The organism is Pseudomonas sp. App30 (assembly GCF_047947025.1).
Classification (GTDB): domain Bacteria; phylum Pseudomonadota; class Gammaproteobacteria; order Pseudomonadales; family Pseudomonadaceae; genus Aquipseudomonas.
Genome location: NZ_CP133165.1, coordinates 1,028,550 through 1,045,020 on the forward strand (window position 1 = coordinate 1,028,550; position 16,471 = coordinate 1,045,020).

The 16,471-nt window shown below is 61.7% G+C and carries 18 protein-coding genes; 8 read left to right on the top strand and 10 right to left on the bottom strand.

What is annotated here, in order from left to right; translation table 11 throughout:
• Positions 1 to 6 precede the first annotated feature (6 nt).
• Positions 7 to 999 carry an SDR family oxidoreductase gene (locus RAM80_RS04480; RefSeq protein ID WP_416425032.1) on the bottom strand — a complete coding sequence of 331 codons (993 nt, stop codon included), beginning with the start codon at positions 997 to 999 and terminating at the stop codon, positions 7 to 9.
• Positions 1,000 to 1,023: 24 nt separating this feature from the next.
• Complete coding sequence (locus tag RAM80_RS04485; RefSeq protein WP_416425033.1) at positions 1,024 to 1,206, bottom strand: hypothetical protein; 183 nt, start codon at positions 1,204 to 1,206, stop codon at positions 1,024 to 1,026.
• 203 nt (positions 1,207 to 1,409) lie between these two features.
• On the opposite strand from RAM80_RS04485, the gene RAM80_RS04490 reads away from it, so the two are divergent.
• Entirely contained in the window at positions 1,410 to 2,267 is an 858-nt protein-coding gene (locus tag RAM80_RS04490; RefSeq protein ID WP_416425034.1) for an SDR family oxidoreductase, read from the top strand.
• On the top strand, positions 2,264 to 2,524 hold the full coding sequence (locus RAM80_RS04495; RefSeq protein WP_416425035.1) for a hypothetical protein: 261 nt from the start codon (positions 2,264 to 2,266) through the stop codon (positions 2,522 to 2,524). Before RAM80_RS04490 ends, RAM80_RS04495 begins: the two co-directional genes overlap by 4 nt.
• 380 nt (positions 2,525 to 2,904) lie before the next feature.
• On the opposite strand, the gene RAM80_RS04500 is transcribed toward RAM80_RS04495, so the two are convergent.
• The 6 genes from RAM80_RS04500 to RAM80_RS04525 all read right to left on the bottom strand — a co-directional run bounded on the left by RAM80_RS04500 (position 2,905) and on the right by RAM80_RS04525 (position 8,896).
• Positions 2,905 to 3,375, bottom strand: coding sequence for a GNAT family N-acetyltransferase (locus RAM80_RS04500; protein WP_416425036.1), 471 nt, complete (start codon positions 3,373 to 3,375; stop codon positions 2,905 to 2,907).
• 271 nt (positions 3,376 to 3,646) lie between these two features.
• Positions 3,647 to 4,903: an NADH:flavin oxidoreductase/NADH oxidase family protein gene (locus tag RAM80_RS04505; protein WP_416425037.1), complete on the bottom strand. Its 1,257-nt coding sequence runs from the start codon at positions 4,901 to 4,903 to the stop codon at positions 3,647 to 3,649.
• A 55-nt stretch (positions 4,904 to 4,958) separates the two neighbouring features.
• A complete protein-coding gene (locus RAM80_RS04510; protein WP_416425038.1) occupies positions 4,959 to 5,381 on the bottom strand; it encodes a MerR family transcriptional regulator in 423 nt (140 codons plus the stop codon).
• Positions 5,382 to 5,453: 72 nt separating this feature from the next.
• On the bottom strand, positions 5,454 to 6,488 hold the full coding sequence (locus RAM80_RS04515) for a methionine synthase (protein WP_416425039.1): 1,035 nt from the start codon (positions 6,486 to 6,488) through the stop codon (positions 5,454 to 5,456).
• Positions 6,489 to 6,512: 24 nt separating this feature from the next.
• The gene (locus RAM80_RS04520) at positions 6,513 to 7,496 is read right to left on the bottom strand and encodes a DUF1852 domain-containing protein (RefSeq protein ID WP_416425040.1); all 984 of its coding nucleotides are present in this window, start codon (positions 7,494 to 7,496) and stop codon (positions 6,513 to 6,515) included.
• Between the two features lie 185 nt (positions 7,497 to 7,681).
• On the bottom strand, positions 7,682 to 8,896 hold the full coding sequence (locus RAM80_RS04525) for an aldose 1-epimerase family protein (RefSeq protein ID WP_416425041.1): 1,215 nt from the start codon (positions 8,894 to 8,896) through the stop codon (positions 7,682 to 7,684).
• Positions 8,897 to 9,047: 151 nt separating this feature from the next.
• On the opposite strand from RAM80_RS04525, the gene RAM80_RS04530 reads away from it, so the two are divergent.
• The 5 genes from RAM80_RS04530 (at position 9,048) to RAM80_RS04550 (ending at position 13,955) form a co-directional block, all read left to right on the top strand.
• On the top strand, positions 9,048 to 9,974 hold the full coding sequence (locus RAM80_RS04530) for a LysR family transcriptional regulator (RefSeq protein ID WP_416425042.1): 927 nt from the start codon (positions 9,048 to 9,050) through the stop codon (positions 9,972 to 9,974).
• A gap of 125 nt (positions 9,975 to 10,099) precedes the next feature.
• A complete protein-coding gene (locus tag RAM80_RS04535; RefSeq protein WP_416425043.1) occupies positions 10,100 to 11,389 on the top strand; it encodes a flavin-containing monooxygenase in 1,290 nt (429 codons plus the stop codon).
• Positions 11,390 to 11,403: 14 nt separating this feature from the next.
• On the top strand, positions 11,404 to 12,117 hold the full coding sequence (locus RAM80_RS04540) for an SDR family NAD(P)-dependent oxidoreductase (RefSeq protein ID WP_416425044.1): 714 nt from the start codon (positions 11,404 to 11,406) through the stop codon (positions 12,115 to 12,117).
• Positions 12,118 to 12,204: 87 nt separating this feature from the next.
• A complete protein-coding gene (locus RAM80_RS04545) occupies positions 12,205 to 13,557 on the top strand; it encodes an MFS transporter (RefSeq protein ID WP_416425045.1) in 1,353 nt (450 codons plus the stop codon).
• 5 nt (positions 13,558 to 13,562) lie between these two features.
• Entirely contained in the window at positions 13,563 to 13,955 is a 393-nt protein-coding gene (locus RAM80_RS04550) for a Rid family hydrolase (protein ID WP_416425046.1), read from the top strand.
• 126 nt (positions 13,956 to 14,081) lie between these two features.
• Here the strand turns inward: RAM80_RS04550 and RAM80_RS04555 are convergent, their stop codons facing one another.
• Positions 14,082 to 14,576, bottom strand: a complete 495-nt coding sequence (locus tag RAM80_RS04555) for an Lrp/AsnC family transcriptional regulator (protein ID WP_416427412.1) — start codon at positions 14,574 to 14,576, stop codon at positions 14,082 to 14,084.
• A 135-nt stretch (positions 14,577 to 14,711) separates the two neighbouring features.
• On the opposite strand from RAM80_RS04555, the gene RAM80_RS04560 reads away from it, so the two are divergent.
• Positions 14,712 to 15,341: a LysE family translocator gene (locus RAM80_RS04560; protein ID WP_416425047.1), complete on the top strand. Its 630-nt coding sequence runs from the start codon at positions 14,712 to 14,714 to the stop codon at positions 15,339 to 15,341.
• A gap of 178 nt (positions 15,342 to 15,519) precedes the next feature.
• Here the strand turns inward: RAM80_RS04560 and RAM80_RS04565 are convergent, their stop codons facing one another.
• Positions 15,520 to 16,413 (bottom strand): aspartate/glutamate racemase family protein, encoded by an 894-nt coding sequence (locus RAM80_RS04565; protein ID WP_416425048.1) that lies wholly within the window; start codon positions 16,411 to 16,413, stop codon positions 15,520 to 15,522.
• Positions 16,414 to 16,471 lie beyond the last annotated feature (58 nt).

A 16,471-nucleotide genomic window follows, 5' to 3' on the forward strand; every position in this document is an offset into this window, starting at 1 on the left:
GGGTACTCAGGGCTGCCCGGCTCCCCCTGAGGCACCGAACACCTGACCGGTCACATACGTGGACTTGGCCGACGCCAGTTGCACGTACAGTGAGGCAATTTCCGCTGGCTGGCCTGGACGTTTGAGCGGCGTGTCACTGCCAAACGCCTTCAGTTTTTCCATGGTTTGACCACCACTGACCTGCAATGGGGTCCAAAACGGTCCAGGCGCAACTGCGTTGACTCGTATGCCTCGATCCGCCAATTGCTTGGCCAAGCACTTGCTGAAGTTGGCGATGCCAGCCTTGGTCATGGAGTAGTCGAGCAGATTCTTCGACGGGTCGTAGGCATTGACCGACGCGGTGTAGACGATGGCGGCTCCCTCCGGCATCAGCGCAACTGCGGCCTTGGTGACCCAAAACATGGCGTAGAGGTTGGTCTTGACCGTCCAGTCGAATTGATCGTCTGGGATATCAAGGATCGAATCGAAGCTGTGCTGGCGGCCGGCGTTGCTGATCAGAACATCCAGCCCACCCAAGGCCTGATGGGCCTGCTGCACCAGGCTTCGACAAAATTCCGGGTCACGCAGATCACCGGGCAACGCCACTGCCTTGCGGCCGGCGTCCTGGATCAACTTCACCACTTCCCTGGCGTCCGTCTCTTCGGCAGGCAAGTAGTTAATGGCGACATCGGCGCCTTCCCGAGCGAAGGCAATCGCCACCGCACGGCCAATGCCGGAATCACCGCCGGTGATCAACGCCTTGCGACCGACCAGCTGGCCGCTGCCTTGATAGCTATGCTCGCCGTGATCCGGGCGCGGGCTCATGTTTCCTGCCAGTCCCGGCCAAGGTTGTGACTGCTCGGTAAACGGCGGCTTGGGGAAACCACCCTGCGGGTTACGCAACGGCGCAGTGGCAGTCGCTGTCGCCGCTTGCGCCATTGAAGGTGCGGCGAAACCGACGGCGGCGGTTATGGCAGCACCTTGAAGCAGGTAACGGCGCGAGGGTTTGAAGTCTTCCATGAAAGGGCTCCTGACATTTAAAAGTTACTGGTTGGCTCTGTCTGGTTCGCCGGCCGGGGTGGCCTCGCCAGTGGGCGCATCCGGTTTTTGCATTTGCACGGAAGCCTTGCTGCGGTCAGCGCCCTGGGCAGGGTGATCAGTCTCATTGAAGCAACCGTGCAGCATGAAAACGCAGCAGGCCAGGCCGATCAGTTGAGTGGTTTTCATGATGGGGTCTCCTTGGTAAGCCGTTACCAAAAGGGAGAGCCGCACGGGCTTGAAAGTTCAGCTCAATTACAGTGCGTGGTTGGCCCTGAGCCCTGCGCGCCCAACGCCCCGCTGGTCGAGGTAGACCGAAATCCGACTCAACTTTTGCTTCGCCTCAGGGTTCTCAAGCACATACCCGCTGCAAGTTCCAGGAGACCCAAAGCATGCGCAACTATCCAAAACCACCTTTCCCCAGCCAGCCTCAAGCAGTGCCGGGATCGCAACGCAAAATGGACCCGGTGCCCGACTGCGGTGAGCAAAGCTACCAAGGCAGCGGCAAGTTGGCAGGCAAGATTGCACTCATCACCGGCGCCGACAGCGGCATTGGCCGTGCCGTGGCGATCGCCTTCGCTCGGGAGGGCGCAGACGTTGCCGTCGCCTACCTGGACGAGCACGAAGATGCCCGAGAGACTGCGCGTTGGGTGGAAGCCGCTGGCCGCCAGTGCTTGCTGTTGCCAGGCGATGTAGCGAAGAAACAGGTTTGCCAGCAACTGGTCGACGATACGGTGGCCCGCTTTGGGCGCATTGATGTGCTGGTCAACAACGCTGCCTTTCAGATGACCCACGAACGCTTCGAGGACATCACGGATGAGGAATGGGTAAAGACTTTCGATATCAACATTACCGCCATGTTTCGTATCTGCCAGGCCGCCGTGCCCTTCATGTCGGCGGGCGCCTCAATCATCAACACCAGCTCGGTTAATTCCGACACCCCCAAGCCGACGCTGCTTGCCTATGCGACAACGAAAGGCGCCATCGCCAACTTCAGCGCCGGCTTGGCGCAGTTACTTGGAGAACGAGGCATACGGGTCAACAGCGTTGCACCGGGCCCCATCTGGACGCCACTGATCGTGGCCACCATGCCTGATGAAGAGGTGACTCAGTTCGGTTCCCAGACACCGTTGGGGCGCCCTGGCCAACCCGTAGAAGCCGCGCCGATTTATGTGCTGCTGGCCTCGGACGAAGGTAGCTACATCTCCGGCACCCGCTACGGCGTTACTGGTGGCAAGCCCATCCTATGATCGATTGGGTGCAATGGCCGGCGATGGCGGTCACTATTTTTGCCGCCTGGTTCACCGGCTCCACTCAGGCCAGGCGGCGCATCATCGGTTTTTGGTGTTTCATACTCAGCAATGCACTCTGGGTGATTTGGGGCTGGCATGATCATGCCTACGCGCTGATCGCGCTGGAGGTGGCGCTGGGCGCAATGAACTTACGAGGGTTTAAGAAAAATCTGGGCATGAGCCAGGATGGCGGTAAAGAGGCAAACCGACGCTAAATATGCCGTTGAAACAACGGTGTATTTGACGCTGGCAGAGTCGGGGGGTCGGTTTGGGAACGGGATTGCCAAATTTCCCTTTTTCCAAGCCTGCGGACGTCATCTTTGGACCTTTTGATGCCCGTCACTAGTGGCCGCTATCGGCCAGAAGCAGCCGATCCACCCCGACGGCTGAGGCTCAGCCACACGCTGTAGCCGCTGCCGACAGGCTGCGCTGGCCCCTGAGTACGCCAAAAATATTTCCAGTGTGGTCGATGGCCAGCGCAGCCTGCGGCAGCGGCAGCGGCAGCGGCAGCGGCAGCGGCAGCGGCAGCGGCAGCGGCTACGGTGCTGGTGCTGGCGGCCGGCGCAAGATGCTGTTTCGCTGCTGCAGACCTACCTCAGCCAACCAATCGCTTGCGCATGGGCGTGCACGCCAGCTCAAGCCCCGAAGGCGAGGTATAGATGCCGCCAACTTCCCCGAGGTAACCACACCGATGGTAAAACGCTGTGGCATTCGGGGTCGCGTCCAGGTGAATTTCGTCAAGCCCAGCCGCAATCGCCAGCCGCTCCAGATGCTGGATCATGGCCTTGCCAATGCCCTGCCCCATGTACGTGGGCAACACAAAGAGAGCGCCCAGCTCCCCGGACTGGAAATCGATCAGCCCCGTGGCAACCGCCACGTCCCCCCACCAGGCAATGTGGTACTGGCGCGCCACACTGGCCCGGTACCGGTCCGTCAGGGGCACCTGTGTCCAGGCTTGAACCTGTTCTGGCGTGTAGACGGTAATACATTGCTGTCGAATAGCCTGAAGCCGGATATCGAAAGCGACCTCGGCGTCGCTGTACCTGGCTGGGCGGATCTGCAACATGCTCACTCTCCTTGTCATGGATGTTCATGACCGGAGCATGAAAAAGCCCCGGCCGTTGCTGGCGGGGCTTGGGGGGATGCGTGGGATTTACGCGCGCAACGCCCTATGGCCCGCCGAGGGGGGCATCATGGGGTGCATCTGGGTTACGCGGCTGCAAGTAGTCATGGGGGCATCATCTGATGTTTTGGGAGGGAGTGCAATTTTTCGGGCGCAGAGGTGTTCGATGTTGGACGGCAATCGGCGAGACGCAGCAGTGCGTGCGCTGCGATGGTCATCTCAAGTCTCCCAAGCCGTTGTAGTGAGAAGACTTTTCCACCCATCTTCGATACTGGCGAGTGCGCAAGGCCATCGCGAGCTGCTGCAAGATCAGCGCCCGCAACGGTGAAACGCTCGGATCGGTCTTTTTAGCCCGGCTGAGTTTGCGCAACTGAAACTTCACCACCGCCATGTTCGCCAAGGCGGCAATGGCTTTGTTTTTCCAGGTGATTGCAGGCAACTGCGGGGCGCTGTCCTTGCCCTGCTGCCAGTTACGAGGCAAGTGCGGGTCGATGGCCAACGCTGTGCCGATGCCCACCATGTCCACACCACTGCGCACTACGCTTTCGGCCACCGGCCGGCGGCGGATACCGCCGGTAACCATCACCGGCATGTTGGCGACGGTTTGGATGTCACGGGCGAATTCGACGAAATACGCTTCACGCGCCAAGGTGCGACCGTCGCGGGCGTCACCCTGCATCGCGGGTACTTCGTAGCTGCCTCCGGATAATTCCACCATGTCCACGCCCAGGCCGTTGAGCAACTCAACCACCTTTTTCGCCTCATCGGCAGTGAACCCTCCACGCTGGAAATCAGCGGAATTGAGTTTAACCGCCACCGCAAATTCCGCGGACACCACAGCCCGGACCGCCTTGACGATGGCGAGCAAAAGGCGCGCGCGGTTTTCCAGGGAGCCGCCCCACTCGTCCGTTCTCTGATTGGTCAGGGGTGAAAGGAACTGGCTCAGCAAATAGCCATGGGCGGCGTGGATTTCCACGCCGGTGAACCCGGCTTTTTCGCCCAGGCGTGCGGTGTTCGCGAAGCGCTGGATGACCTCTTCAATCACGTCAGGGGGCATCGCCCGGGGCATGGCGAAGCGCTTGGACATGTTGCCCAGTGCCAGGGGCACGGCCGACGGCGCCCACGTCGTTTGCCCGAGGTTGGCCTGCATCTGCCGGCCTGGGTGATTGATCTGCAACCAGACCTGCGCACCGCCGGATCGAGCAATACGCGCCCAACGCTTGAAAGGGGCCAGGTGTTGATCGTCCTGCAACACCACGCCACCCGGTCCGGTCATGGCGCGGCCGTCGACCATCACGTTGCCAGTGATGATCAGGCCGACACCGCCGTCCGCCCACGCTTGATAGAGCCGCATGAGGTCTTCGGAGGGAGCCTGGTGGGCGTCCGCCATGTTCTCTTCCATGGCGGCTTTGGCGATTCGGTTCTTGATGGTGGAACCGTTGGGAAGGGTCAGGGGGTCGAACACATTCATGGGGCAGTCCTCAACTGGAGATGAGGCCACCTTAAGATTGAAGTGAACTTTAAGGTCAATACCTTTTTGTAGCCCCCTCTTCTCGCAGACGAGTTATCAGCATTTGCGCGTTGTCCCCACACGCAACGCCCTCGGGCTTAGCTTCGATGCCCTTGATGACGAGCAGAAGTTGCGCTTTGTTTTGCGCCAGCCGCTCCTGCAGCACACTGATTTCCTCCACCTTTTGCTTCAGCCCCGTGAGCAACGCGTCGTGCTGCCAACCGCTGGCGTTCCCCGGCATCAGTTGCCGGATCTCCTCCAGTGAAAAACCTGCCGCCTGTGCACCGGTGATGAGCTCCAGCACCCATTGGGTATCAGGCGCGTAGTCTCGGTAGCCGTTGGCCTTGCGCTCGACGGAGTGAATCAAGCCACTGGCCTCGTAGAAACGGATTCGTGAAGGGGCCAGCCCGCTGATTTTCGCCAGTTCGCCTATTCTCATAACCCCACCCTGCACCACGCTTGACCTTAAAGCTGACTTTAAACCTAACGCCATCAGGCGGCCAAGGCCGGCTCAACCTTCGCTCGCAAGTTCCTCGCGAACAATCGCTGCGCCAGCACTCAACGCTCTCAACTTGCCGCTGGCCACTCGACGCGGCAACGGTGCCATGCCGCAGTTGGTGCACGGGTAGAGTTTGTCGGCGTCGACGAATTGAAGGGCTTTGCGCAGGGTGTCGGCAACTTCCTCGGGCGTTTCGATGGCATGGTTGGCCACATCAATGGCCCCGACCATCACCTTCTTGCCCCGGATCAGTTCGATCAGCTCCAGGGGAACGTGGGAGTTGTGACATTCCAGCGAGACGATATCGATGCTGGACTGTTGCAACTTGGGGAACGCCAGTTCGTACTGGCGCCACTCCGCGCCCAGCGTCTGTTTCCAATCGATATTGGCCTTGATGCCGTAGCCGTAGCAGATATGCACGGCGGTTTCGCAGTTGAGCCCTTCGATGGCGCGCTCCAGGGTGGCTACGCCCCAGTCGTTCACTTCATCAAAAAAGACGTTAAAGGCCGGCTCGTCAAACTGGATGATATCCACCCCGGCTGCCTCCAATTCCCTGGCCTCCTGGTTGAGAATTTTGGCAAATTCCCACGCCAGTTTTTCTCGGCTCTGGTAATGCGCATCAAACAGGGTGTCGATCATGGTCATGGGGCCTGGCAGCGCCCACTTGATGGGTTGCCGGGTCTGCTGGCGCAGGAATTTGGCGTCCTCGACGAACACCGGTTTTCGGCGCGAGACAGCGCCCACCACCGTAGGGACGCTGGCGTCATAACGGTCACGGATCCTGACGGTCTTGCGCTGTTCGAAATCAACGCCGTCGAGGTGTTCAATGAACGTGGTCACGAAATGCTGACGGGTTTGTTCGCCGTCACTGACGATGTCGATACCGGCCAGTTGCTGCTCGTGCAACGCCAGGCGCAAGGCGTCTTGTTTACCCTCAATCAGCGCTTCGTCGTGCAGTTTCCAGGGTGACCAGAGTGTCTCGGGTTGGGCAAGCCAGGCAGGCTTGGGCAGGCTGCCAGCCGTCGATGTGGGCAACAGTTTTTTCATGAAAAAGACCTTGGTTTAAATGAATCAAAGCGCGCAGTTCGCCGCCCACTGTTCAAGCAGGGCTTGGTAGGGTTTGATGAACTGTTCTTCGGCGAACTTGCCTTGCTCGACAGCCAGGCGACTACGTTCCTCTCGGTCATAAACAATGCGCGTCAGCGAGTAGTCCTGGTGCGTCAGGCTTGGCTGGTAGGTTCTACCTGCCGCCGAGTTGGCGTTGTAAATCTCGGGCCGGTAGATTTTCTGGAACGTGTCCATGGTGCTGATCGTGGCCATCAACTCCAGGTTGGAGTAATCACCCAACACATCGCCTGTAAAATAAAACGCCAGCGGCGCCGCACTATCAGGCGGCATGAAGTAGCGAACCTTCATGCCCATTTGCTTGAAGTATTCATCGGTCAGCGAGTATTCATCCTGCTGGTACTCATGGCCCAATACAGGATGCTGGTTTTCGGTGCGGTGGTAGGTTCTGCTGCTCGAAACGCTCAGGCAGATGACCGGCGGCTTGTCGAAATGCGCTTGGTAGGCGCTTGAATTGACGAAGCACTTGAACAGCTTTCCGTGCAGCTCGCCAAAGCCTTCCGGTGTGCTGAACCCGGCCTGCTTGTTGTTGTGTTCCAGCAACCGCACGCTGAAATCGTAGTCGCGCACGTAAGAGGAAAAGTTATTGCCGACGATGCCGCTGATGCGCTCGTTGGTTTGACGGTCGACGATCGTAGTTTTGAGCACTTCGATCAGCGGGATGGCGTCACCACGGGTGCCGGCCTCCATGTTCATCTCGACAGAGATGATCTCCAGTTCAACGGTGTAGCGATCACCTGCAGGGTTGTCCCAGTGCGCCAGTGCGTTGAAACGGTTGTCTATCATCTTCAACGTATTGCGCAGATTCTCCTGGCGGTTTTCACCCCTGGCCAGGTTGGCGAAGTTGGTAGTGACCCGGGTATTGTTTGATGGCGAATAGTGCTCATCAAAATTTACGCTTCTGATCGTGAAGGTGAATTCATTGTTCATTCCAACTGCCACCCTGCTTTTCAATATTGACCAGCGTTCCGTTCCCTCACAGCCTTGGCGTTGGCGAGTGTGAAGAGCTGAGCGCAGGTTAAAGCGGGTGGCAGTTGAGTAAAAACGAATTGATTTCAAAAAAGCATTAGTTCTGCTCATGCCGCTGCAACAGCGCGACAACGAGTTGGCCGGGGCTACCCCTTGGTCAAGTCCACCAACGGCGTCTGCCGCACTTCGGTGTCGCGCCCACCCTGAATATCACTCACCTGCTTCAAGGCCTTGTCCACTGCGGCCTTGTCCGCCAACAGGCTGTAGCTGATGTGGAACTGCTTGTGCTCTTTCGGGCCAATCGTGGGTACCAGGTTCAATGGGCGCTGGTAACGGCGGTTGTAGGAAAAACTGGTCCCTGGTTCCAGCCCCGTGACGTAGCCCTGGCCCTGGGTATCGGTGTTTTTCCACAGGGAAAACACCGGCAGCGTCCGGGTGTTGAAACCGACCGCCACGCCCAGGCTACCCGCCTGGTTATGCAGCACGGTCAAGGTATCGCCCTTGGCATCGGCATAGGGCACTACGTTGTAGACCGTTTCGTCGTAGTCCTTGGTGGGCGCGCGGTAGGTTTGCCAGTCGGCCAGGTCGCCCTTGGCCTTGTCGTTGAACGGCGACACCTGTTTCACCGGCGCAGCGAAACGCGCGCCCTGCTCCAGGAACGGGGTGCTGAAGTTGCTGTGGTACAGCGCCTGGTATTCCTTTGGGTAGTCGCCGTTGTTGGTGAGGGTGTCGTTGAGGGCGAACGCTACGCTGCCCGGCTCGGTGACCAGTTCGGTGGCGACGGCGAAGTCGACCTTCTTGAACGCCTGCTCTTTTAGCTCGCCACGCAGAGTGATGGCGTACGGTGGATGCTCGTCGATGTGCAGGGTGACTTTGCTCGCCGGAATGTTGGCCGCCCGCCCGTGCAGGGTCAGCAGCTCGCCGTTGTCGACGCCGGGGTGGCCGACCCATTCGTAGCCGCAGCGGGCCACCAGCTCGTTGAAGCCTTCCAGCCAGCCCAGCCCATCGCGGCCATTGAGTTCGATGAAGGCCGGGTTGACCACCTCCTTGACCGGTGAATCCCAGCCCATGCGCACCTTGCCCACCGAGGCGTGCAAGACGTTCATGCCGCGGGTGGGCACCACCGAGAGTTGCATCGTGCCGTTATCGATGTCGACGATGCTGACGCCCTCCTGCCGCCCCCCGTGCAGGGTACGCACCGTGACGCTGAACGGTTTGGCGGTTTTCACCCCGAGCTGCTGGCTGGTGACCTGCCAGTTCTGGGCGGCTTTGTCAGTGTCGAGCAATACGTAATCCCAGGCCATGGCGTGGGAGCCGGCGGACAGGGCGCCGAGGGCAACGAAGAGTTTGAGCGGGGTCATTGCAGTAGCCTTTCTTGGAGTTGTGCGTTTTTTATAGCCTTGAAGAATCGTTTCAGCAAGCCCAGGGGCGACGTCCCCCGCCCATTTAGGCCATGATGCACGGCAGCGCGCAGCCCCTGCCGCGAACAGACAAGGAACGGTTGACCTTCACATGACCCTGCAACAACTGACCTACTTCCTGGCCGCGATCGAGCACGGCACCTTCTCCAAGGCCGCCGAAAGCCTGCACATCGCCCAGCCGTCGCTGTCCGAGCAGATCCTGCGCCTGGAAGAGCACCTGGGCACCCACGTGTTCATCCGCACCAACCGGCGGCTGGTGCTCACCGAGGCGGGGCGGCGCCTGCAGCCGTTCGCCCAAGGCATGGTCACCGCCGCCCGCCAAGGCTACGAGGCGGTGCAAGCGGTGCGCGAACTCAGTGGCGGGGTGGCCAGCTTCGGCACGTTCGGCACGGCGCACCATTACTTCCTGACCGACCTGATCGAACAGTTCCGCACCCAGCACCCCGACATGCGCATCAAGATCGTGGGCTACAACTCGTCCGAGATCGCCGAGTTGGTCAGCCACGGCGATATCGAGGCGGGCCTGGTGATGCTGCCCATCAAGCAGCAGAACCTGACGGTCAGCGAGCCGGTCTGGTCGGCGCAGGTCGGCTACATCAGCGCCAACCCCGACCACCTGCAGGGCCCGAAAACCATCCGCGACCTGGCCACCGCGCCCCTGATCCTGACAGAAGCACGCTGGAATACCGCCGACCCTATCCGCCGCCTGCTCGCCCAACTGGCGGCCAAGGGCGGCGAGGTGCTGGACCCGATCATCGAGGTGGAACACCAGGTCACCGGCTTTGAACTGGCCGCCCGCGGGCTCGGCGACGTCATTGCCACGCGCCCGATCCTGCATCAGCTGGGCTTCAATGACCGCCTGGGCTGGGTGCCGATCAACCCGCCCATCTTCGAAGTCTTCGGCTTCATTCACCGCCACGACACGCCCATTTCGCCGCCCACCCGGGTGCTGATGAACCTGATGCGCAGCCACCTCAGCCGTATCCAGGCGTTGTATGCGCATCTGGAGTCGCAGTAGCCATAGGCTGCGCCTATACGAAGCACTTTGTTTTACCCATTCATCCGCACGCAAGCCGGTTGGATACTGCCCCCACGGACGCCAATGACAGGCGCTTGCACCGTTCGATGAAGGGGGAGTCAACCATGTCCACTCAACTGCAGTACTGCATCATTGGCGCCGGGGCCGCAGGCCTGGCAGCGCTGAAGACCATGACCGACGCCGGCTTCCAGGTGGACTGTTACGAGAAGTCGGCGCACATCGGCGGCCACTGGAACACCGACTACGACGCGTTGCACCTGATCACCCCGAAAAGCAGCTCGTGCTTCGATGGTTTCCCGATGCCGGCGGACTACCCGGTGTACCCCAGCCGCGACCAGGTGAAGGCGTACATGAACGCCTACACCGACACCTTCGGCCTGCGCGAGAAAATCACCTTCAACACCGAAGTGCGCACCCTGGTGCCCCTGGGCGACAACGGCGAAGCGGGCTGGCAGGTGACCCTGGCCGACGGCACCCGCAAGCGCTACGCCGGGGTGCTGGTTGCCAACGGCCATTTGTGGGATTGCAAGATCCCCGAGGTGGGCAAAGGCTTTACCGGCGTGTCCATTCACTCGGGTGAATACCGCAACGTCAAACAGGTGGAAGGCAAGGTGCTGGTGGTGGGCTTCGGCAACTCCGGTTGCGACCTGGCCGTGGATGCCGCCCAGGCGCGCCTCGACACCACCATCGTGATCCGCCGCGGCCAGCTGTTCCAGCCCAAGACCATTTTCGGCGTGCCCCGCGGTGAGTTGCCGTTCCTCGGCCAGTTGCCGCCCGAACAGCAGAACATGGTGATGAACCTGCTGATCATGGCCACCGTCGGCTCGCACACGAACTACCCCGGCCTGCCCGCCCCGGAAAGCTACGACCTGGACGAGCAGCCGCCGGTGGTCAACACCCTGCTGCTGTACTGGATTCAGCACGGCCGCATCAAGGTGGCCCCGGGCATCGAGCACATCGACGGCAAGACCGTCACCTTCAGCGACGGCAGCCAGGGTGACTACGACACCATCGTCTGGGCGACCGGCTTCAACACCCGCCTGCCGTTCCTGGACGAGAACCTGCTGCAATGGCGCGACGGCGCGCCCCTGCGCACCGCCGCCATGACCCTGCCGACCAACCTTGAAGGCCTGTTCTACATCGGCCTGGGCGCCCCACGTGGCCCGCAATGGCCGGTGTACTGCGACCAGACCAAATTGGTGATGCGCTTCCTGAAACTGCGCGCCGCCGGCATGCAAGGCCTGGCCGCCAAGTTCGCCAGGCTGCAGCCGGCCGACTCGCGCATCGACATCATCAAGCGCGAATGGCTCGCCAGCTACAAAGACACCCAGAGCCAACTGGATGTCATGGAACTGTCCCTGCAACCCGCCGCCCCTATCGCTCAACTGGCCTGACTGGACTACTCATCATGACTACTGCACCTACCGCCAGCGTCATCATCACCGGCACCTCCTCCGGCATGGGCCAGGCTGTCGCCCAACGTTTCCAGGCCGAAGGCTGGCACGTGGTGGCCGTCGACGTCGCCCCCGGCACCCAGGCGCCCAGCGCTCTGTTCTCGCCGGTCGTGGGTGACATCACCCGCGAAGCAGAGCTGACCAGCGCCATCGACGCCGCCCTCGACGGCAAGGCGCCGTTGAAAGCCGTGATCAACGCGGCCGGGATTTTCCCGACCTCGTCGCTGGAAAGCTACAGCGACGCCCTGTACCGCAAGATCTTCGACATCAACGTGCTGGGCTCGCTGAACATCGCCCGCATCGGCACCCGGCACTTGAAGGCCGCCGGTGGCGGCGCCATCGTGTTCTTCGCGTCGGTGGACGCCTTCACGGTGTCCAAGAACCAACTGCTGTACAGCGCCTCGAAAGCCGCCGTGGTGTCCATCACCCGCTCGCTGGCGATTGAACTGGCCGACCACAACATCGTGGTCAACGCCCTGGCGCCAGGCTGGGTAGACACCGAAGGCACCCGTGCCGGTGGCCGCATCGAAGCGGCCATTGCGTCGATCCCGCTCAAGCGTGCCGCCCGCGTCGACGAGATTGCCGACTGGGTCTGGCAGCTCGGCGCCAAGCCGTCCTATGTGACGGGCGAGTCGTTGTGCATCGCCGGTGGTGTGTTCATGCGTTGACCCAATCGCAGGCCCCACGCGCCAAGACGTGGGCCTGCCCTTCCTCCTGACAGCTGCCTCATTACAATTATTCCAGAGGGCAAAATCATGGGCGAACTCTACGTTTCCTCCACGTCGCACGACAGGTCCACCCCGCGCGCCAAGGCCTCGACCTCGCGCAACCCGATGACCAAGGCCGTGGTCGGCGTGACCCTGGGCAACATGGTCGAATGGTTTGACTTTGCGTTGTACTCATCACTGGCCGGCATCATCGGCAAGACCTTCTTCCACAACGACAACCCCACCACGCAACTGCTGGCGATCTATGCAACCTTCGCCGCCGGTTTCCTCATCCGCCCCCTGGGGAGCCTGGTGTTCGGCCCCATCGGCGACAAGTACGGGCGGCGCATGGCGCTGTCGCTGAGCATCTCGTTGATGGCGGTGGCCACGTTCGCCATTGCGCTGATACCCAGCTACGCCAGCATCGGCGCGTTCGCCCCGATACTGCTGATCCTGATGCGCCTGCTGCAAGGCCTGTCCACGGGCGGCGAGTACGGCGGCTCGTGCACCTTCATCGCCGAGCACGCGCCGGACAAACGCCGCAGTTTCCTCACCAGCTGGCTGGAGTTCGGCAATATCTCCGGTTTCCTGCTCGGTGGCGCGGTGGTCACCCTGTTCACCCTGACGCTGGGCGAAGCCACCATGGCTGACTGGGGCTGGCGCGTGCCCTTCGCCGTCGGCGGCCTGCTGGGCATGATCGCCCTGTACCTGCGCCTCGGCCTCGAAGAGACCCCGGTGTTCCAGCAAATGCAGGCAAACGAAGCCGCGCTGAAAAACAGCCCGGCGGCCAAAGCCGGCCTGTTCACCCTGCTGTTGAACGAGTGGCCGCAACTGCTCAAGTGCATGGGCCTGGTCACGGTGTTCAACGTGACCTACTACATCATCCTGGGGTACATCCCCGGCTACCTGGAGAACGTGCTGGGCTACAGCAACAGCTTCAGCCTGAGCCTGGGCATGACCGCCACGCTGTTCATGCTGGTGCTGATCCCGGTATCCGGCCTGCTGGCGGACCGCATCGGCCGCAAGGCCATGATCATCGCCGGCTGCGCCCTGCTGATCGTGCTGGCCATCCCCTGCTTCATGCTGCTGCACAGCCAGTCGCTGCCCCTGCTGCTGGCAGCCATGCTGACCCTGACCCTGGCGCAACTGTTCTTCGAAGGCGCCATGCCGGCGACGCTGACATCGCTGTTCGGCTCCCGGGTGCGCTTCAGCGCCCTGGCCATCAGCTACAACGTCGCCGTGTCACTGTTTGGCGGCACCGCCCCGCTGATCAACACCTGGCTGATCAACGCCACCGGCAACCAGATGATACCGGCCTGGTACCTGATCGCAGGCGCCGTGGTCGGCCTGATTTCCGTCCTGTTCGTGAAGGACTCCACCGGCAAACCTCTCCCACAATGAGACCCATGATGACTACTTCAACCTCGCGTCAAAACATTTCCTCGGGCGGCCAGTACGAATCGGTGTTCGGCTACTCGCGTGCCGTGCGCGTGGGCAACCACCTGCACATCTCCGGCACCTGCGCCTCGCCCGACCATGAGCACAGCAACGCCGGGGAACAGGCCCAGGCCATCCTGGCCACCGTGCGCAACGTGCTGGCCGAAGCCGGCATGAGCGTGGAAGACGTGGTGCGCACCGTGGTCTACCTGCGCGACATCAACGATGCCGCCCAGGTGGCCAAGGCCCACAGCGACGTGTTCGACGGCATCCGCCCGGCCAGCAGCCTGATCCAGGTCGACTCCATGCTGCGGCCCTGGCAGAAGGTCGAGATAGAGACCTACGCCATCGTCGCCGGCTGACGCGGCCTGCCGGCCGCTGCTACAGGGCATGCCGCCCCCCCCGTAGCAGCTGCCACAGGCGGCGTCAGCGGCACCCAGCCGTCAACGCTAGCCGAGCGAAGCAAATCCACCCCGGCTTCACGCCACCTAGGGCAAATGCCCCAAGGGTAATCCCCCTTGAGGCTTGATGGTCTTGATCGCAAAATTGCTGCGAATATCCCGCACCCCCGGCAGCCTCAGTAGCGACTCCGTAAGAAAGCGCTCGTAGTCACGCAGATCCGGCACCACCACATGCAGCAGGAAGTCCGACTCACCTGAGACCAGGAACGCCGAGATGACCTCTGGCAGCGCCAGCACCGCCAAACGGAAGTTTTCGGCTTCGACCTCATGGTGACGTTCGACCTTCACCCCCACGAAGACAGTCAACCCCAGCCCCACGGCTTCCGCCTCCAGGCTGGCTTGATAGCCGCGTATCACCCCCGCCTCCTCCAGCTGGCGAACCCGCCGCAAGCAGGGTGAGGGGGACAGGCCAATCTCCTCGGCCAGTTGAACGTTGGTGAGCCGACCGTCGCGCTGCAGGGCGGTGAGAATACGTTTGTCGTAACCATCGAGCTTGGGGTAGACCGGGCGCTGAGTTGGCATAGGTAGCCAGTTGAGCAGGGGTTGATTGGCACAATCTGCCAATGATAGCCAATTCAACGGTTCATTACGCAACCACCTGCCTTGCCCATGCGGCTTAGAATTTTGTCCTCACTTCCTGCCCTGACGGTCGCTGCCATGGACGATAAAGTTCTCTATCTCGCCGCCCTTGCGATGATTTTTCTCATGCCTGGCCCCGACATGGTTTTGCTGCTGCAGACCGGCGCTCGCCAGGGCCGCAGACGGGCGCTGGCCACCGCTTTGGGTTTGGCCCTGGCCCGTGCCGCTCATGTCACATTGGCGGCGGTGGGCCTGGCATCGCTGTTCAAGGTGCTACCCTGGACGTTCGAAATAGCCAAGTTCGGTGGGGCTGCCTATCTGCTCTGGCTCGGCCTCAGGATGTTCAAGCCGACCAGCCATGCCACACCATGCCACCCGCCTGCGCAGAGCACGCCGGGCCAGGGGCTGGCGGCGGTGCGGCGTGGCATGCTGACCAACCTCCTGAACCCCAAGGCCTTGTTGTTCTGCTCGGTGTTACTGCCGCAATTCATCCACCCGGGCCAGGGGCCCGTGCTGGGCCAATTTGCGCTCCTGGGCGTGATATTAGTGAGCGTGGGCGCAGTGTTCGACGTAGCCTACGCCACCGCTGGCGGCTGGATGGGCCGCCGCCTGGAACACAGCGCCGTCGCGCAGAAGGTCCAGCAATGGCTGTTTGGCGGGATGTTGATCGGGTTCGCGGTGCGGCTGGCGTGGGTGCAGCAGGGCTAATCTACCTGTAGCAGCGGCCGCCAGGCCGCGTCATGAGCCGCTGCGTTGTGCCTGGCTCACCGTGGTTGCAGGACGCCGCCTGGCGGCAGCTGCTACATCCTGTGGGAGCTGGCTTGCCAGCGAGCTGTGGGGCCATAGAAGCTCGCTGGCAAGCCAGCTCCCACAAAGGCAGTTGCAGCTACGGCAACCCCAGGGCCTTGCGGCCCTGGGCCATGGACTCAGGCGCGACACCGGCGAACAAGTTCGCCTGGCTTTTCACCAGCCCGGTACACCGGGCAACCCCCACCATTGCCTCCAGGTATTTGAGCCCCACGGTGGAGGAATCCACCACGGGCACGCGCGTGCCCTGCACGTGGCTGTAGCCGGCGCGACGCAACAGTGGCCCGTAATAGGCACAGCCCACCAGGATCACGTCTGCCCCGTCGCTGATGCACGCGTGCGCCGCAGCCTCGAAACGAGGAATGAATTGCCGTGCCGGCGCATCGACGGCTTCCAGCAATAGCTGTGCATCGGAATAGGGCGTGATGGACCGGACCGGCCGAGCGATACAGCGGTCCCGCAGGCCGTAGGCGATGATATCGCGCTCGATGGCCACGGCGGTCTTGTCGGAGACCGTGACCACCGCAAACCGTTGGCCCATGGCCAGGGCGGCTAGCATCGACTGCTCGCCCACCGAAGCTATCGGGATGTCGAGCATCTCGCGTGCTTCCCACAAAGGGTCATTCCAACAGCCCAGATAAACGCCATCGTATCCGTCGGCCTGGGCTTGCATGGCGGCTTCCACCATCAGCACCGAGTTCAGGTGCTCGGCATACTGCGAGCGGGTGAAGCCACCGCTGGTGGCCAGGAAGCGAAAGTCCAGTTGAACGTTTGAGGCAACCACGGCGCCGACACGCTCGTGAATGGTCGCCCATAGCGGCTCCAGGACCGGGTTACGGGCAGTCGGGTGAATCCAGCACAGTTTCATCGAGGCATTCCTCTTGGCCAATAAAAACCGGCGAACGGGTCGCCGGTTGCAGGGCAAAACGGCTCCTGGCATGGGATTGCCAGCGCATTCTTCCACCAGCAGCATTGTGGCGCTCGGTGTAGAGCGAGATGAACGGTGGGTTTCCAGTGTCTTGCATAGGCGG

Coding starts and splice junctions, on each gene's coding strand:
- RAM80_RS04490 (WP_416425034.1), top strand. CDS start 1,410: ATGCGCAACTATCCAAAACCACCTTTCCCCAGCCAGCCTCAAGCAGTG.
- RAM80_RS04485 (WP_416425033.1), bottom strand. CDS start 1,206: ATGAAAACCACTCAACTGATCGGCCTGGCCTGCTGCGTTTTCATGCTG.
- RAM80_RS04480 (WP_416425032.1), bottom strand. CDS start 999: ATGGAAGACTTCAAACCCTCGCGCCGTTACCTGCTTCAAGGTGCTGCC.
- RAM80_RS04500 (WP_416425036.1), bottom strand. CDS start 3,375: ATGTTGCAGATCCGCCCAGCCAGGTACAGCGACGCCGAGGTCGCTTTC.
- RAM80_RS04530 (WP_416425042.1), top strand. CDS start 9,048: ATGACCCTGCAACAACTGACCTACTTCCTGGCCGCGATCGAGCACGGC.
- RAM80_RS04545 (WP_416425045.1), top strand. CDS start 12,205: ATGGGCGAACTCTACGTTTCCTCCACGTCGCACGACAGGTCCACCCCG.
- RAM80_RS04505 (WP_416425037.1), bottom strand. CDS start 4,903: ATGAATGTGTTCGACCCCCTGACCCTTCCCAACGGTTCCACCATCAAG.
- RAM80_RS04510 (WP_416425038.1), bottom strand. CDS start 5,381: ATGAGAATAGGCGAACTGGCGAAAATCAGCGGGCTGGCCCCTTCACGA.
- RAM80_RS04560 (WP_416425047.1), top strand. CDS start 14,712: ATGGACGATAAAGTTCTCTATCTCGCCGCCCTTGCGATGATTTTTCTC.
- RAM80_RS04540 (WP_416425044.1), top strand. CDS start 11,404: ATGACTACTGCACCTACCGCCAGCGTCATCATCACCGGCACCTCCTCC.
- RAM80_RS04525 (WP_416425041.1), bottom strand. CDS start 8,896: ATGACCCCGCTCAAACTCTTCGTTGCCCTCGGCGCCCTGTCCGCCGGC.
- RAM80_RS04520 (WP_416425040.1), bottom strand. CDS start 7,496: ATGAACAATGAATTCACCTTCACGATCAGAAGCGTAAATTTTGATGAG.
- RAM80_RS04550 (WP_416425046.1), top strand. CDS start 13,563: ATGATGACTACTTCAACCTCGCGTCAAAACATTTCCTCGGGCGGCCAG.
- RAM80_RS04535 (WP_416425043.1), top strand. CDS start 10,100: ATGTCCACTCAACTGCAGTACTGCATCATTGGCGCCGGGGCCGCAGGC.
- RAM80_RS04495 (WP_416425035.1), top strand. CDS start 2,264: ATGATCGATTGGGTGCAATGGCCGGCGATGGCGGTCACTATTTTTGCC.
- RAM80_RS04555 (WP_416427412.1), bottom strand. CDS start 14,576: ATGCCAACTCAGCGCCCGGTCTACCCCAAGCTCGATGGTTACGACAAA.
- RAM80_RS04515 (WP_416425039.1), bottom strand. CDS start 6,488: ATGAAAAAACTGTTGCCCACATCGACGGCTGGCAGCCTGCCCAAGCCT.
- RAM80_RS04565 (WP_416425048.1), bottom strand. CDS start 16,413: ATGCTGCTGGTGGAAGAATGCGCTGGCAATCCCATGCCAGGAGCCGTT.